Annotated in this window: 13 protein-coding genes; 3 read left to right on the forward strand and 10 right to left on the reverse strand. The window is 55.3% G+C overall.

Annotated features, from left to right (window positions below; genetic code table 11):
- Nucleotides 1-9 precede the first annotated feature (9 nt).
- From EH198_RS05940 to EH198_RS05970, 7 genes are all read right to left on the reverse strand, one after another.
- Entirely contained in the window at nucleotides 10-1,197 is a 1,188-nt protein-coding gene (locus EH198_RS05940; protein WP_124694634.1) for an MFS transporter, read from the reverse strand.
- A 200-nt stretch (nucleotides 1,198-1,397) separates the two neighbouring features.
- Nucleotides 1,398-2,819 (reverse strand): pyruvate kinase, encoded by a 1,422-nt coding sequence (pyk, locus tag EH198_RS05945; RefSeq protein ID WP_124694635.1) that lies wholly within the window; start codon nucleotides 2,817-2,819, stop codon nucleotides 1,398-1,400.
- Between the two features lie 276 nt (nucleotides 2,820-3,095).
- Complete coding sequence (locus tag EH198_RS05950; RefSeq protein ID WP_124694636.1) at nucleotides 3,096-4,100, reverse strand: acetyl-CoA carboxylase carboxyltransferase subunit alpha; 1,005 nt, start codon at nucleotides 4,098-4,100, stop codon at nucleotides 3,096-3,098.
- A gap of 1 nt (nucleotide 4,101) precedes the next feature.
- Nucleotides 4,102-4,995, reverse strand: coding sequence for an acetyl-CoA carboxylase, carboxyltransferase subunit beta (accD, locus tag EH198_RS05955; protein WP_124694637.1), 894 nt, complete (start codon nucleotides 4,993-4,995; stop codon nucleotides 4,102-4,104).
- Nucleotides 4,996-5,070: 75 nt separating this feature from the next.
- A complete protein-coding gene (locus EH198_RS05960) occupies nucleotides 5,071-5,259 on the reverse strand; it encodes a hypothetical protein (RefSeq protein WP_025693333.1) in 189 nt (62 codons plus the stop codon).
- Nucleotides 5,260-5,406: 147 nt separating this feature from the next.
- Nucleotides 5,407-5,895 (reverse strand): phosphatidylglycerophosphatase A family protein, encoded by a 489-nt coding sequence (locus EH198_RS05965; protein ID WP_124694638.1) that lies wholly within the window; start codon nucleotides 5,893-5,895, stop codon nucleotides 5,407-5,409.
- 68 nt (nucleotides 5,896-5,963) lie between these two features.
- Nucleotides 5,964-9,617 carry a DNA polymerase III subunit alpha gene (locus tag EH198_RS05970; RefSeq protein WP_124694639.1) on the reverse strand — a complete coding sequence of 1,218 codons (3,654 nt, stop codon included), beginning with the start codon at nucleotides 9,615-9,617 and terminating at the stop codon, nucleotides 5,964-5,966.
- Nucleotides 9,618-9,752: 135 nt separating this feature from the next.
- Here EH198_RS05970 and EH198_RS05975 point away from each other — a divergent pair, with 135 nt between their 5' ends.
- The 3 genes from EH198_RS05975 (at nucleotide 9,753) to EH198_RS05985 (ending at nucleotide 11,019) form a co-directional block, all read left to right on the forward strand.
- Nucleotides 9,753-10,076 (forward strand): YtrH family sporulation protein, encoded by a 324-nt coding sequence (locus EH198_RS05975; RefSeq protein WP_124694640.1) that lies wholly within the window; start codon nucleotides 9,753-9,755, stop codon nucleotides 10,074-10,076.
- 4 nt (nucleotides 10,077-10,080) lie between these two features.
- Complete coding sequence (locus EH198_RS05980; protein WP_124694641.1) at nucleotides 10,081-10,584, forward strand: sporulation membrane protein YtrI; 504 nt, start codon at nucleotides 10,081-10,083, stop codon at nucleotides 10,582-10,584.
- A gap of 123 nt (nucleotides 10,585-10,707) precedes the next feature.
- Nucleotides 10,708-11,019, forward strand: coding sequence for a YtpI family protein (locus tag EH198_RS05985; protein WP_124694642.1), 312 nt, complete (start codon nucleotides 10,708-10,710; stop codon nucleotides 11,017-11,019).
- 92 nt (nucleotides 11,020-11,111) lie between these two features.
- Here the strand turns inward: EH198_RS05985 and EH198_RS05990 are convergent, their stop codons facing one another.
- The 3 genes from EH198_RS05990 to EH198_RS06000 are packed head-to-tail and all read right to left on the reverse strand — an operon-like array spanning nucleotide 11,112 to nucleotide 15,157.
- Nucleotides 11,112-12,410, reverse strand: a complete 1,299-nt coding sequence (locus EH198_RS05990) for a glycosyltransferase family 2 protein (RefSeq protein WP_185702774.1) — start codon at nucleotides 12,408-12,410, stop codon at nucleotides 11,112-11,114.
- Between the two features lie 52 nt (nucleotides 12,411-12,462).
- Nucleotides 12,463-14,004 (reverse strand): lipopolysaccharide biosynthesis protein, encoded by a 1,542-nt coding sequence (locus EH198_RS05995; protein WP_124694644.1) that lies wholly within the window; start codon nucleotides 14,002-14,004, stop codon nucleotides 12,463-12,465.
- Complete coding sequence (locus EH198_RS06000; protein WP_124694645.1) at nucleotides 13,994-15,157, reverse strand: polysaccharide pyruvyl transferase family protein; 1,164 nt, start codon at nucleotides 15,155-15,157, stop codon at nucleotides 13,994-13,996. The genes EH198_RS05995 and EH198_RS06000 overlap by 11 nt, the downstream gene beginning before the upstream one ends.
- Nucleotides 15,158-15,276: the final 119 nt, after the last annotated feature.

Below are 15,276 nucleotides of genomic sequence, written 5' to 3' on the forward strand. Positions count from 1 at the left end.
TATGCAGTCTTATATTTCCGTTTGAGCACTTAAGCCTTCAGCCGCCGCAGACAGCTGCCTGCGGGAGCTTCTGGCCACATAAATCAGCAGCACCGCTCCGGCGGCTGAACTGATCATACAGGAGACGTTCATGAGCTGTACGCCCCCCTGGCTTAGCAGAACACCGTTAAGCAAATTTCCGACAATGCCCGAAAGACCGGAAAACACCATATTAAACACACTTTGTCCGGTTGCCTGCATATCCGCCGAAGTCGTCTGGGAGACGTATTCAACCGCTGCGACCAAAAAGAACCCGAAGGACAACCCGTGCAGCGCCTGAACGCCGATCATGGCCGCAGGATACGGAAAGACAACCTGGATCGCCCAGCGAAACACATAAATCAGAGCGGCCAGCAGCAGCGTCCTCTCTCTCCCGATTTTGCCAATAACCCGCGAAGCCACCAGCATGGAGGGCACATTAGTTATGGAAGCGAGCATCAGCGCTATTCCGGCATACTGTGTCGAGCCTCCCACCGACTGGAACGCCAGCACAAAGTAAGTGCCAAACGCCGTCATCGTCTGGTTCACGAGAAAGCTCCCTCCCAAAAAAGCGAGGAAAATGCGGTTCCCAAGCAGTTGCCTCATCCCTTGAGCGAAAGACTGGGCCATGATAGCATTCCCTTCCGCTTCCTTCGGCAGTGTAACTGCGACGAGTACAGCAAGCAGGTTGAATAATAGAAAGGGCATCCAAATGGTCGAAACGGAAAAGGAAGACACATACACCCCGCCGATGTAGCCTCCGGCAGCCGCGCCAAAGCTGAGCATCAGCCGGATGCTGCCATAGGTGGAGCCCGCTCTTTTCGCCGCGGCGATCGCGTAGGAATCGGCTATGGGAGCCTGAGTGGAGGAAAAAACGGTGGATACCATATAGACCGCAAACAGGACGATAAAATACTCCGACCGGTAAAAAACGGCGAGCCCCGCCGGAACGGCGACGCTCAGGATAAGCACCAGACGGGTCTGGTGATACCGGTCGGAAACAATGCCCCATACCGGCTGAAAGAGGATGGCGACAAGCGTTCCTGTTGCCATCAGCGCCCCCACCTGCCCGCTGTTCAAACCGTTGTCAACGAGCAGCAAAGTGAGATAAGGCGTAAACAAGCCCCCGCCAAGGCCCAAAAACAAATAAAAGACACGCAGCTTCAGCAATTTTTCCATGTTGTTCTTATGTCCTCTCCATCCATTAACGATATGCCCATTCCCTGCCGCCTCCGCCGCATATTATATATCTTACAAAAAAAAAGAGGCTGATCACAAATCCAGCACCTGTATTATTTCCACGCAAAAAGCAATGGCGAAAATGCCATTGCTTTTATTTCAAACCTTATAGCGTGATCTTAAAAAACCGTTATCGCAAATTAGTCTGCGATTTGTTCCACTTTTACCAGGTTCGTAGAACCGGAATGTCCAAGCGGAATACCAGCCGTAATTACAACGAGATCGCCGGCTTTGACAAGACCGGAATCCTTGCCGCCCTTAACAGCCGTTTCCAGAAGCTCATCCGTGGAAGAAGCCGGGGAGCCGTGTACCGGAGTTATGCCCCATACAAGCGCCAGTTGACGCATCGTTCTTTCTTGGGTCGTTACTGCGATAATCGGAGACTTCGGACGATACTTCGAAACCACGCGTGCGGTATGACCGCTGACCGTGGAGGAAATGATCGCTTTGGCATTCAGATCCAGCGCCGAAATGGACACGGATTGGCTGATTGCTTCCGTTACTGTCGTTTCTTGGGCAATTTGCTGTTTCAGGAAGATCTCACGGTGATTCAGTGCGGATTCCGCTTTTTCTGCAATGCGGGACATCGTCAGTACCGATTCAACCGGATATTTCCCTGCAGCCGTTTCGCCGGACAGCATGATCGCGTCGGTTCCGTCAAAAATCGCGTTGGCCACGTCACTCGCTTCGGCGCGGGTCGGACGCGGGTTGCGCTGCATGGAATCCAGCATTTGAGTAGCGGTGATAACCGGCTTGCCTGCAATGTTGCATTTTTGAATCATCAGTTTTTGCGCCAACGGCACATCTTCAGCCGGAATTTCCACGCCAAGGTCGCCGCGGGCAACCATCAGGCCGTCGGATACCGCCAGAATTTCATCAAGGTTGTCGACACCTTGCTGGTTTTCAATTTTGGAGATGATTTGGATATGGCTTGCACCATGTTTCTCGAGCAAATCGCGAATTTCCAGAACGTCGCTGGCTTTGCGGACGAAGGAAGCGGCGATAAAATCGATGTCCTGTTCGATCCCGAAAATGATGTCGTTGGTGTCCTTTTCGGTAATGCCCGGCAGGGAAATGGCAACTCCAGGGACGTTAACGCCCTTCTTGCTCTTGATCGTGCCGCCGTTGACAATGCGAGTCTTGATTTCTGTGCCTTGAATGTCGACAACTGTAAGTCCGATGAGGCCGTCGTCAATCAGAATGGTGGAGCCTACTTGAACGTCTTTCGGAAGGTCAGAGTAAGTGACGGAAATGCGATTTTTGTCGCCAAGAATCTCTTCCGTAGTCAGGGTCAGGTACTCGTCCTGCACCAGTTCAATCGGTTCTACTTCCAGCTTGCCTGTACGAATCTCAGGTCCTTTCGTATCGAGCAGGATGGCAACGGTCTTGTTCAGTTCCTTCGATGCCACACGGATGTTCTTAATCCGTGCTCCATGCTCTTCAAAGTCACCGTGGGAGAAGTTCAGGCGTGCCACATTCATTCCGGCCAGAATCAATTTCTTGAGGTTCTCCAACGATTCACTTGCAGGACCAATCGTACATACAATTTTACTTTTCCGCATTAGTTTTCCTCCGTTTTTTCGTTTCTCTGTCTACACTTTTTCCAACTACAAAATCTACTACAAAGTTGTCCAATTGAATAGGAACTATGTCATATGCAGTATGAACTGCGCCCTTATGAATATTACTTCAACTGGATTACAAAATCAATGTTTTCGCGGCTTTTTTCATATAAATCAGCATAACCGGAGTTCAATAAAAATAACCCCGAAGCCGGTTCGGGGTTACGGATTGCTAGTTATTTAGAGTCTTATCTTGTCAAAACGGGACATTTCCGCCTACTCCGGACTGAGCGCGGGTTCTTCGGAAAAAACTTCTTCCGCTGCCTGCGATTCCGCGAACTCCCCGATCTTCCGGAACTTCCGGTAACGGTCTTCCTTAAGCTCATCGGCGTCCAGACCGGCCAGATCATGCAGATGCCGGACGATGACGTCCTTGATGGCCGAAGCCGTGCTCTCGTAATCCCGGTGCGCGCCGCCTTTGGGCTCGGGGATTACCTCCTCAATCACTTCCATGGCCAGCAAATCGTCCGCAGTGATCTTCATCGCTTCCGCCGCCTGATCGGCCTTCGAGGCGTCCTTCCACAGTATCGAAGCGGCGCCGTTCGGTGAAATGACGGAGTAAATGGCGTGCTCCAGCATCAGCACGCGGTTCCCCACGGCCATTGCCAGCGCCCCGCCGCTGCCGCCTTCACCGATGACGACGCAGACGACGGGCACGCCAAGTCCGGACATTTCACGGAGATTGCGGGCAATCGCCTCCGATTGGCCCCTTTCCTCCGCGGTGTTGCCCGGATAGGCGCCCTTCGTATCGATAAACGTAATGATCGGACGGCGGAACTTGTCCGCCTGCTGCATAAGCCGAAGCGCCTTGCGGAAGCCTTCGGGATGCGGACTGCCAAAAAATCTGGCGATATTGTCTTTGGTATCTTTGCCCCGCTGATGGCCGATCACGGTGACCGGTATTCCCTCCAGCTTGCCAATGCCGCCGACGACAGCAAGATCGTCGCCGAACAGCCGGTCGCCGTGCAGTTCGATAAAGTCGGTGAAGATGAGCCCGATCAGGTCGAGCGAGGTCGGCCGACCATGGTGACGGGCCAGATGCATTTTCTGCGAAGGGGAAATATTGGAATAGATTTCCTCCTCCAGCAGCCGGTAACGCTCCTCAAGCCGGGCGATTTCGTCGCTGAAGTCAATTTCCTTTTCCACCCCGAATTGCTTCAGTTCCGCAATTTTTTTGCGCATTTCAACGAGAGGTTTTTCAAAAGGCAAGTCCCCCGCCATTCTAAAATCCCCCTTTCACGTCATGCAGCTCCAGAATTTTGCTCAGTGTGGAGCGCATTTCCTTGCGGTGCACCACCATATCGAGCTGGCCGTGCTGCAAATTGAATTCCGCCGTCTGGAAATCATCCGGCAGCTTCTGCCGGATCGTCTGCTCGATGACGATGCGTCCGGCAAAGCCGAATACAGCTCCGGGCTCGGCGATATTGATATCGCCCAGCGTCGCGAAGCTTGCGGACACACCGCCCGTCGTCGGGTCCGTTATCACGGATATGTACAATCCGCCGGACTCGCCGAAACGGGCCAGCGCCGCGCTGGTCTTCGCCATTTGCATCAGGCTCAGGATGCTTTCCTGCATCCGGGCTCCGCCGGAAGTCGAAAATATGATCAGCGGCAGCTTTTTTTCGGTTGCCTCCTCGATGGCGCGGGTGATTTTCTCCCCCACCACCGAGCCCATGCTGCCCGTGAAAAATTCAAAATTCATGACCGCCGCAATAACCGGATGGCCGCCGATGCTCCCCTGCCCCGTAATGACGGCGTCAATCTGCCCCGACTTTAATTGCTGCTGCTCCAGCTTCGTGCTGTAGCCCGGAAACCCGAGCGGGTCCACCGACTTCATTCCGGCGTCGAACTCGATAAAGCTTCCCGGGTCCAGTGTGACGGCGATCCTCTCCGGAGCGTTCAGACGCAGATGATGGCCGCACTCCGAACAGACCTTGAGATTCTTCTCCAGTTCTTTGCTGTACTGGATCGAACCGCATTTCGGACATTTGCTCATGAGACCTTCGGGAATCTCCCGTTTGGGCCGCTCGCCTTCCGCCGGTTCCTTCGTCTGCTCCAGACGCTGGGAAGGAACTGTCGCGTATTTCCTTTTTTTTTGAAACAAATCTTTAAACAAGATCCGCACCTCTTCAGCCGTTTATTTGCATTATGCAGCATTCTCGCTGTCACGTTTGCTTTCAATGATGTCGTTCTAGGGATGCAGAATCAGGTTAAGCACTTCCTGCACTTCATCCAGTTCGCCGGAAGGAACCAGAATCTCAAACTGCTGCTTGGACATATTGACGGGACGGCATTTTACCAGAAATCCCTCTTCCGTCAACTTGCTCTTAATCATATCCGCCACTTTGGCGGTAGGCGCAATATAAATGACCGTCCACATGTCCTGACGAGGCCTCCCCATCTCGATTCCTAAGCCGTATCCCGTATTATGGGACCATGATAACACAGTTTTCTTTTTCCCTGCAACAAAAGAGGGAGGGAGGCAACGCGGGAGAGACCGCGCCGGATTCATGGTTCCAGGTTGGATTTACGCGAGGGGATACACCCTTGCTCTATCGTGGCGGTGCGCAATTCTGGCAGAAGCCGCGGCGGCTATGCCGGCGACCAGGTCGTCGAGAAAGACGTTAATTGCGTCCTTCCTGTCGTTCAGTTCACCGATGACGCCCAGCTTGATTTTGTCCAGATAGCCGAAGCCGGTCAGACCGATCATTCCATAAACGCCGGTAATCCCCAGAGCCAAAGTCTCGTCCGCCCCATAAAGCGATTCATCAGCCTCCATGATGGCCTGAAACGGCTGCGGCAGCAGCTTCTTCTCCGCCAGCTCATCCAGGGCGATGCCCGTCATCAGCGTGTATTGCACCTCTCTTTTGCCTAAAACGGCCTTGACGCTCGCAATGCACTCCTCCCCGCTTAAATCCGGATAATAAGCCGATTGCAGCGTGTATACAATCTCGGCGATCGAATCGACGGAAACGCCTCTGCGTTCCAATAAGTTCACCGCCAGTTGATAGGACATAAATCTTCCCCTTTCCGCAAGTGAAGCCTGTGGTTCCCTAATGTATGCGAAAAGGGGGGGAAACGTTCTTATTTTATTCTTATTGTTCCAGGGCCCAGCAGCGATTCGACAAGACCGAACAATTCCGGTGACGGCTTGACTCGAAAGCTGTCGCTGAGCGCGATGAGCTTCTGCTCCCGCTCGTAGAACAGCAGCGTCGGGACGGCCCCGGGATGGCTCTGCAGCAGCTCCTTCAGCTGCGGCAGCAGGCCGCCGTCCTCCGAGGCGGCCGTGATTTTGATGTAGGCGCGCTGGCCGGCGGAGCCATTCGCCGGCTGTGCAGCCGTCGCCTGCCGCGGAGCCCGCGCGGCAGCCTGCAGGCCGCCCGGCGGCCCGGCTGGGCCGCTGCCACCGGCGGCAGGTCTTGCGGCTGCGGCAGGCGCAGCGGCCGCTCTCGGCGCGCCGGAGCCTGCCGGCGCGGTCCGGCCCTGCGGGCGCGCAGCCGCGGCCGCGCGGCGCTGCAGCAGGCCGCGCAGCGTGTCCGGCGACAGCTGCGCGACCTCGTCGGCCAGCAGCTTGAAGCCTTCGTCCTGCTGCTGCACCTTGGCGCGCAGGGCAAGCAGCGCGCCCTTGGCGACGAGCGCGCGGCTTCGCTTCCACACCTCGGGGAACAGCACGACCTCGCAGCGCTCGATCTGGTCCTCCCATTCGACAAAGGCCATCGCTTTGCCGGATTTTGTCATAATTTCCTTGAGGGATACGACCATTCCGGCCGTAACCGCCGCGCTCTCATCGGGCGCCTCGCCGAGATCCATCAGGCGCTGCACGCCGGATTCTTCCAGCAGTTCCGCGTAGTCGTCCAGCGGATGGCCCGATAAATACAGGCCTAGCAGCTCGCGCTCCAGCTCCAGCTGCTGGCCCGCCGTAAATTTCGGAATATCGGGATACCGGATATCCCAGTTCGGCATTTCGACAAGGTCGTCGAAGAGCTGGATTTGCAGCTCCTCGCGCTCCTTGCGCCATTTGGCCGCCGCGTCCGTCGTCTCGTCCAGCATGGCCAGCAGCTGCGCCCGGTGTCCCGGCAGGCTGTCGAAGGCCCCCGCCTGGATCAGCGATTCCACGACGCGCTTGTTGCAGACCCGCAGATCGACGCGGCGGCAGAAATCGAGCAGGCTGTCGAAGGGCCGCTCCTTACGAGCTTCCAGTATGCTCTCGACGGCCAGCGTGCCGACGTTCTTGATCGCAGCCAGCCCGAAACGGATATGTCCGCCCGCGCCGCTTAATCCGTCCACCGGAGTGAACAGAACGCCGCTCTCGTTCACATCCGGAGGCAGCACGCCGATCTCCATGCGCCGGCATTCCAGCACATACTCCGCCACCTTGCGGTGGACGCCCATCACTGCCGTCAGCATGGAGGCCATGAACGGCACCGGGTAATGCGCCTTGAGGTATGCCGTCTGGAAAGCCAGCACGCCGTAAGCCGCGGCATGGGCGCGCGGGAAGCCGTAATCGGCAAAGCGCACGATCATGTCGTAGACCGCGTTGGCGTCGGCTTCCACATAGCCCTGCTTCAGGCTTCCTTTTACGAAATGGCCGCGCTCCCGGTCCAGCGTCTCGCGCTTCTTCTTGGATACGGCTCTGCGCAGCAGATCCGCTTCGCCAAGCGAGAAGCCTGCCATCGCCGATGCGATCTGCATGATCTGTTCCTGATAGACGATGATGCCGTAGGTATCGGACAGAATCGGAATCAGATCGGGATGGGGATATTCCACTTCGGCAAGCCCGTGCTTGCCCTGAATATATTTTGGTATGAATTCCATCGGACCCGGGCGGTACAGCGCCAGGACTGAGATAATATCCTCAAATACGGTAGGCTTCAGTTCCTTGAGCACTCGGCGCATTCCTGCGGACTCCAGCTGGAATACGCCCGTCGTCTCGCCGTGGCCCAGCATCGCGTACGTCGATTCGTCGCTGTCGGAAATCTTCCGGAAATCCGGCGGACTCCCGGTCATTTGTCCGACCCAGTTCATGCACCGCTCAATAATCGACAGCGTCCGCAGACCCAGAAAGTCCATCTTCAGCAGTCCGACGCTTTCCAAGTGCTCCATCGAATACTGGGTTAAAGCAGTGCCTTCGTTTCCCTCCTGCAGCGGAACCGCATCCGTGAGCGGCCCCCGGGAAATGACGACCCCGGCGGCATGCGTCGAGGCATGCCTCGGCATGCCCTCCACCTTCATCGCCATGTCGAGCAAATCCCGGGTCTTCGGGCTGTCCTGGTACAGCGCTTTAAGATCCGGACTGCTCTCCAGCGCCCGCGAGATGCTGATGCCGAGCGTCCCCGGGATCAGCTTCGCCGCCTTGTCCACTTCGCCGTAGGGAAGGTTCAGCGCCCTTCCCACATCGCGGACCGCCGCCCGCGCCGCCAGGGTGCCGAACGTAATGATCTGCGCGACATGCTCTTCGCCGTACTTGCCGGCGACATACGATATGACCTCGTCGCGCCGCTCGTCGCTGAAATCGATGTCGATATCGGGCATCGTAATCCGCTCCGGGTTCAGGAAGCGTTCAAACAGCAGATTGTACTTCAGCGGATCGACATCGGTAATGCGCAGGCAGTAGGCGGTGAGGCTTCCGGCGGACGAGCCCCTCCCCGGTCCTGTCGCGATACCCTGCTTGAGGCAGAAAGCGATAAAATCCCAGACGATCAGAAAATAATCGGAAAAGCCCATCGTCTCGATGACGCCCAGCTCATAGGACAGCCGCTCCTCGGCAAGCTTCCGGCCCTCCTCCGATTCCCAGCGGGGAGTGTCTTTATAGCGCTCCTCCAGGCCGGCTTCGCACAGCCGGCGCAAATAGGCGGCAGAATCCAGTCCTTCAGGCAGCGGAGAGTAGGCGGGTAATATGTGCTTGCCAAATTCCAGCTCCAGATTGCATTGCTCGGCGATGGCGGCGGTGTTGATGATCGCCTGGGGAACGTGCGGAAACTGCACGGCCATTTCCTCGCCGCTTTTTAAATAAAGCTGGTCCGTTCCGATTTTGAGCCGCTCCTCGTCATCCACCGTCTTGCCCGTGCCGATGCAGATCAGCACATCCTGAACCTCGGAATCTTCTCGGGACAGATAATGCACATCGTTGGTGGCAACCAGGGGGATGCCGGTCTCTTCGGCCAGAGCGATCAGCTTCGGGTTCACTCTTTTTTGCTCGGACATTCCGTGATCCTGAAGCTCCAGGTAGAAGTCGCCGCCAAAAGTCTCCTTGTACCGCAGCGCCGCCTTCTTCGCCTCCCCGTCCCGTCCGTGGAGCAGATGCTGGGGCACCTCTCCTCCGAGGCAGGCGCTTAAACAAATAAGGCCCTCCGCGTGCGCGGCAAGGGCTTCCATGTCGATTCTCGGCTTATAGTGATGACCTTCCAGATGGCCAATGGAGACGAGCCTCATCAGATTGCGGTAGCCTTCTTCGTTCTTGGCGAGCAGGATAAGGTGATAGATCGGCTGGTCCTTGCGGCTGCCCCGCTCGCGGCGCGACCCCGCCGTCAGGTACACCTCGCAGCCGATGATCGGCTTGATGCCGTTCTCCTTGCACGCTTTATAAAAAGGGATCGCCCCGTACATCACTCCGTGATCGGTCAGCGCCAGCGACTTCATGCCGTGTTCGCCGGCCCGGCGCACCAGATCGGCAATGCGCGCCGCCCCGTCCAATAAACTGTATTCGCTGTGCACATGCAGATGCACGAAAGGGCTCATGATCCCACTTCCTTCCCGTTAATCGGTATACAACTATTTTATCATATTGAAGGGGGAAAGGCCCATAGAATGAAGGGAGAGCACAAGGACAGGCAAAGCGCTTGACAGAAGCCGCGTCCGGACAAGGGGGACTTTATGAACGTTTTTTTGGGCAAAGCCGTCCTCGATTTCTTTATCGCCTTCGGCATCGTGCTGGGCGGCGCCATGCTCGGGGGCATCGGAGCCGTCCTATCGCTCCAGCAGCCGACACAGACGATGCTGGATGTCGCAGGCCGGATCAAAATCTGGGCGCTGGCCGCCGCCGTAGGCGGGACGATCGACCCGATGCGGGTCATTGAAAGCAATATGCTGGGCGGCAATCTGTCCCCGGCCATCAAGCAGATACTATATCTGGTCTTTGCTTTTCTGGGGGCGCATATGGGCAGCGAGCTCGTCAAATGGGTATGCAGCAGGGGGTAACGCCATGAGGGTTCCGCCCTTTCAGCAGTTTCGCCGGTTCTCCAAGGTGTCAGCCATTTTTGTGCTGGGGATGATCGTCGGCAGCGCGGTGTACAACGCGATTTTCCATATGGGCTTCAGCGCGCTCTGGCTGGATAATCAGGGCCTGCGCGTGCAGGTGGAGCAGTATGAAAAGGATATTCTGACACTGAAAAAATACAAAAACAGCTCGACGGTCATCAAAGAAATCAAAATCCGGTCCGAAAGCGGCGGATCAAGGGAAACCGCAAACGGACTGGATCCGGCAACCATAAAGGAGATTATCCTCAAAATGGGCGGCGACCTCGCGCCGATGCGCGGCCGCAGCGTCTTCGACATCGACGAGGACAGCAAGATGGCCCGTCTTCTGCTGAGCGGCAAGGTATACATTGTGCGCGACAAGGAATATGCGGTCCGCATCCGAACGATGCTTGTCATGGAGGGCGTCCTGCAAATATGGGTGGAGATCACGCCGAACAATCGCGGGTAAAAAGGCATGATTCCGTGGGCAGACCTGAAAAAACATGCTACAATACGGGAAGAAAACGCTTTAGTTCGCCGTCGGCCGGGCAAGAGCTTTGGGGCGGCAGACGAAGCCTAAAGGGGTGCGCCCATGATCCTGTTTATCAAATATCTCCTGTTTCTCCTGCTGACGCTCTCCGTCCTCGGCGCCGCCTTTTACAGTGCCTCTTCCCGCCGCGCCGCAACTCCAGGCGAGCGGGGGCTGAAACGGGCGGTCATGAATATTTTGCTCGGATCGATGCTCGTTCTGCTGGCTCTGATGTCGATGTTTCTGTTCCGGGGCTCAACAATCAGCATCATCGTGGAAGCGGTATTTCTCGTGCTGGGCGCCTTCAACGTGTTCTCCGGGCTGCGCAGCTACGGCTATTATAGCGGTCTGAATAAGTCCCGGTCTCAGAAGTAAGGAATCCCCAAGCGGCGTACGGGATTTATAGCCGGCTCAAACAGCCTTCTTCCCTTTCGGGACAAGAAGGCTGTTTGTTTTTCTCCTTCCGGTCAGCGTCCAATCAGCTTTCGGATCAAGGGAACCTGGAGAATCTGCTTTTTGATCAATCGCACCCTGAATTCCTGCTTCACCTTCCCGTATATATCCGGGCAGTTGCTGCGCGTCCATTGATACATGTATGTGTAATCTTCCTTCGTTTTGGCCGAGTTCCGAAGATAATAGACGATCGTATCGTAAGCGGTGTTGTTGAACCAGCCGGTCATTTCCTTCTTCTTGTAGTTGTACCGCTCGACGGCCAGGTTGCGGATGCTGCGCTTCTCTTCCAGATTCCGCACCAGAAAATCCCGGGAAAGATTAAAGGTAATGTTATTCCCGTGAATCCGGTATACGCCGACCACCGCATCGATGAACCCGGCGTCGCCGACGAGCAGGGAACGCAGATAGATGGACGCGTCGTTCACCATATTCATATGAAGAATATCCATGTCGATCAGAGCTTCCCGCCTGAACAGGGTAGTCAGCGTGGAAGCCGGCTTCCCGTAGCCGGGACGCTCGAAATTCAGAAAATAGGCGCGCCGGTCGGTCACCTCGGAAAGCCCGATCTCCTGAAGCTGCAGCCGCTGCGACGCGGAATATTCAAGAAAAACGTTGGCGGCCACGAAGGAAAGACCAGGGCGGCTCTGATGAAAAGCCGCAGCCCTGCTGAAATATCCGCTGTCGATCAAATAATCGTCGTCATCGAGGAAAAGAATGTACTCTCCATCTCCGTGAGCGGTAAAAGCTGCAAGCCGGTTCGCGCCCGGTCCCTTGTTGGTCTCATTCCGCATGTAAATGACGCGCGGCTCGTCTCCGAAGCACTCCTCCATCATAACCTCAGTGCCGTCCGCCGAAGCGTCGTCGATTACGACAATTTCTTTATTCGGATAATTCTGGGCCAGGATGCTTTCCACTGCCTGGCGCAGAAACGGTTTGCGGTTATACGTAGTAATAATGACGCTGATTTTGGGCACGGCGCCGACCGCGGCACCCTCCGCCGCAGCGGACCCGGCGCTGCTATGCAGCGCCCCGAGCTTTTCCTCCAGCAGGCCGGCCTCTTCCGAATCGCTTAACCCGAACTGGCTGTCCAGGTAGAAGCGGAGAACCTCAGCGGCATCCTTGCCAGCAGCCTGGCGGGCGATAACCCGCGACAGCGCCGTCAGCGCTTCCCGCGCCTCCGGCTGCTCCCGCTCCGCGAGCGTCCGGCATTTTCCGAACACCTCTTCTTCCGTTGCCGGACCACCGCCGATTTCCCGGCTCACGCTGTCCATAAACCTGCGGCAGACCTGCCGCATATCCTCTTGTTGAACCATTCCCATTCCTCCAGTCGCGATCTGTAATGCAGCGATACTCTATTTTTCGAAGTCAACCGCTGACCTTGACCTTGCCGGGAACGAACTTGGCCCTCATCTTTACGCCCAGGCCCCTGAACAGTCCGAGACTGTACATAAATACCTCGCGTTCAAGCAGCGAAGCCACGGCAATATAGAGCGGCAAAATGATGATACCAAGGACGAAGGCCCCCAAAATAATAGAAAGGTAGGAATCGAATGAATAATTTACCAGATTGCTTAGATACACAATGCCCGCAAATACGGCGATATTCGTGAGCCATCTGCGGAACGTGATCCAGGGACTGCGATTCATCAATTTCCGGTTGGCATAAAAGATGATATCCGTGGAACGGTATACCAGCGCGGCCACCGTGCCAAGAAGCACGCCGTAGATGCCCATAAAGTTCACCAGAATCAGCGAAGCCCCGAGATTGATGCCCGATTCCAGCAGCGAACGGCTCAGCGTGTTTTTAAAATGGCCGGCGATATTGATGACATTGTTGGCGGAAGAACGCGCATTGATCAGCAGCTTTTGGGCCACGAACAGGATCGGAATCCAGTACAGCACATAATTGACGTCATTGACGCCGGATGTGTACAGCGTGATGAACGGCAGGATCAGAATATAGGCAATGGTCAGCAGCGAGAAGACAAAAGCCATGAAGTACAGCTCGTAAGCGTCGTAGAGCTTGATGAATCGGCTTCGTCCTTCATGATAGCTCTGCCCCAAAGCGAATCTGACGCTTGTATTTACCGTATTGACGATGTTGTCGATAATGGTAAAGATCATGTTGTACATCACGTAGACGCTGACGATTTTCAGATTGGTAAAAAAGGTCAGCACCAGCACATCCGTGTTCCGGAAAATCATATAGGACAGCTCGTGGACCAGCACGAAATTTTTCTGGTTGATGGCCGCAAGATCCGGCTCTTTGTTGAAATCCAGCCATTTATAATGCCGTTTCTTGTAGATATGGAAAGCGACCATCTGAAGCATCGTCACGGCAAAATAGGAGGCCTGCACAAGCACGATATCCACGCTCTGCATCAGCAGGACGATCCGCACCAGGTTGTTGATAATATTGCCGACGGTGACGACCGAGGTATCAACATAGCTTTTTCCTTCGGCGAGCAGGTACACCCTGAATTTGCCCTGATAGTAGTAATTGATGGCCCCGCCCAGGCCGTTGAACAGAACAATGCCCATAACCTGCCACATGCCAAGCTCCGATTTGATCGCGAACGGGTAAATCACCGCAATGGCGATAACGGAGAGCAGATAGTAAAAGCCCGTTTTTTTGTAATACATGGCGGTAGCCGAAAGGATGGAATTAATGCCTTCACGATCATCTTTCGAGATCGGCTTGTACAGCGCCTGCAGCGAAGCCGCGCCCACGCCCGCTTCCAGCAGAGCCAGATACGCGATGATTTGGACAACGGAAGACACAAGCCCGTTTGCCTCCGACCCGTAATGGATCATGATCAGCCGGGGAATGAAAATGCTGAGAACGATCGTAATCAACTGGCTGCCCAAGCCGAAGACAAGGTTAAGAATGCTCCGTTTAGCTTTCATGGCCCCTCCTTGCAAAGACGCCGGGGTTTATGGCTGCCGAAGCTTCTTTGGCATTTTTGTTTTTCCCCAAATAATTGTCCAGCTTTTCGAAATGCCGCTCGGCCTGTCTAGCCAGAACGGAGACGTTCAGCCGGTTCGTGTCCAAGCTCCGGACAACCGCTTCCGGTTCCAAGGACTCCATCTTTTTGAGATCGGCGTAGGCACCCGCGAAACCGGCGTCGTTCATGACGTTGGTCGTCTTCTCGCTGTAGGCGATGGGAAACACGGGCTTGCCGAACACCCAGCCGAGAATCATGGCGTGGAACCGCGTCGCGACGATCATGCCGGAAGAGGCCAAAAGTTCGACAGCTTCCTCCAGGTTGGTCCGGTAAAAATAGGGTTTCACACGGTCGGCGTACACCTGAGGAATTAAAGAATGAATGGCTTTGACCGCTTCCTCGTCCCCTTCATACTCACAGAAAGACATCAGCTTCACCCCGTACCCTTCTTCGACGAAAGCGACGGCGATCTCTTTTATTTTGTTGTAATACATCGCATCTAGGTCTTTAAGGCTTTCGCGGTCCGAGGGCTTGATGACGGAAATGACGACATATTTCCCGTTCTTCAGGTTATCCGGCTTGGCGTGCTGGAAAATAATGTCCGGCGCCAGCCTGACGTTGCCCAGATCCTTGAACAGGTCGTAGGAGTACCGGTCCCGAAAACAGATATCGGTGTACGTGGAGAACAGCTCTCTGTGCTTGACGTAAAACGCTTCGTCCTTGTACGGCCCAAAGTTGGCTCCAAGGACAAAGAACGGTTTTCTGCTGTCGAAAACGTCCAGCTTCCAGGTGTAATCCTCCTTCCATCTTGCCCCCTGCATAAATACCGAACCCCCGATCTGGACGACGCCGTCGCAGCTCCGGGCCAGTTTCTTCAGCAGGATATTTTGAAACTCGGTGCCATTAAATTTCTTGAGAAGCTTTCGGATTCCGCGAACCCAAATCGATTCGATCGGATATAGTGTAAGGTTGGACAGGGATGCGAAGCACTGCTTGTACTCGCTCCGGGCGGGAAGAACAAAGTGGGTTTCAGGATACCTCTCGCATAGAAGCTTGACGAAGAGATCATCGCCCAGATTAAATTTGGTGTACGCGTGAATCATGATTCTTTTCATTTCTTCATCCCTTCCCGCTTGTAAATGTGGGCCGTTCCATATCTTGCATTAACGGATAGCCGAAATCGGCAACGAACAGGCTCTTCAACTTGTAGAAGGAAAAGCTGATGGGAAATTTT

The organism is Paenibacillus rhizophilus (genome assembly GCF_003854965.1).
In the GTDB taxonomy this organism is placed as follows: domain Bacteria; phylum Bacillota; class Bacilli; order Paenibacillales; family Paenibacillaceae; genus Paenibacillus_AQ; species Paenibacillus_AQ rhizophilus.

Coding starts and splice junctions, on each gene's coding strand:
- EH198_RS05940 (WP_124694634.1), bottom strand. CDS start 1,197: ATGGAAAAATTGCTGAAGCTGCGTGTCTTTTATTTGTTTTTGGGCCTT.
- pyk (WP_124694635.1), bottom strand. CDS start 2,819: ATGCGGAAAAGTAAAATTGTATGTACGATTGGTCCTGCAAGTGAATCG.
- EH198_RS05950 (WP_124694636.1), bottom strand. CDS start 4,100: ATGGCGGGGGACTTGCCTTTTGAAAAACCTCTCGTTGAAATGCGCAAA.
- EH198_RS05960 (WP_025693333.1), bottom strand. CDS start 5,259: ATGTGGACGGTCATTTATATTGCGCCTACCGCCAAAGTGGCGGATATG.
- EH198_RS05965 (WP_124694638.1), bottom strand. CDS start 5,895: ATGTCCTATCAACTGGCGGTGAACTTATTGGAACGCAGAGGCGTTTCC.
- EH198_RS05970 (WP_124694639.1), bottom strand. CDS start 9,617: ATGAGCCCTTTCGTGCATCTGCATGTGCACAGCGAATACAGTTTATTG.
- EH198_RS05975 (WP_124694640.1), top strand. CDS start 9,753: ATGAACGTTTTTTTGGGCAAAGCCGTCCTCGATTTCTTTATCGCCTTC.
- EH198_RS05980 (WP_124694641.1), top strand. CDS start 10,081: ATGAGGGTTCCGCCCTTTCAGCAGTTTCGCCGGTTCTCCAAGGTGTCA.
- EH198_RS05985 (WP_124694642.1), top strand. CDS start 10,708: ATGATCCTGTTTATCAAATATCTCCTGTTTCTCCTGCTGACGCTCTCC.
- EH198_RS05990 (WP_185702774.1), bottom strand. CDS start 12,410: ATGGTTCAACAAGAGGATATGCGGCAGGTCTGCCGCAGGTTTATGGAC.
- EH198_RS05995 (WP_124694644.1), bottom strand. CDS start 14,004: ATGAAAGCTAAACGGAGCATTCTTAACCTTGTCTTCGGCTTGGGCAGC.
- EH198_RS06000 (WP_124694645.1), bottom strand. CDS start 15,157: ATGAAAAGAATCATGATTCACGCGTACACCAAATTTAATCTGGGCGAT.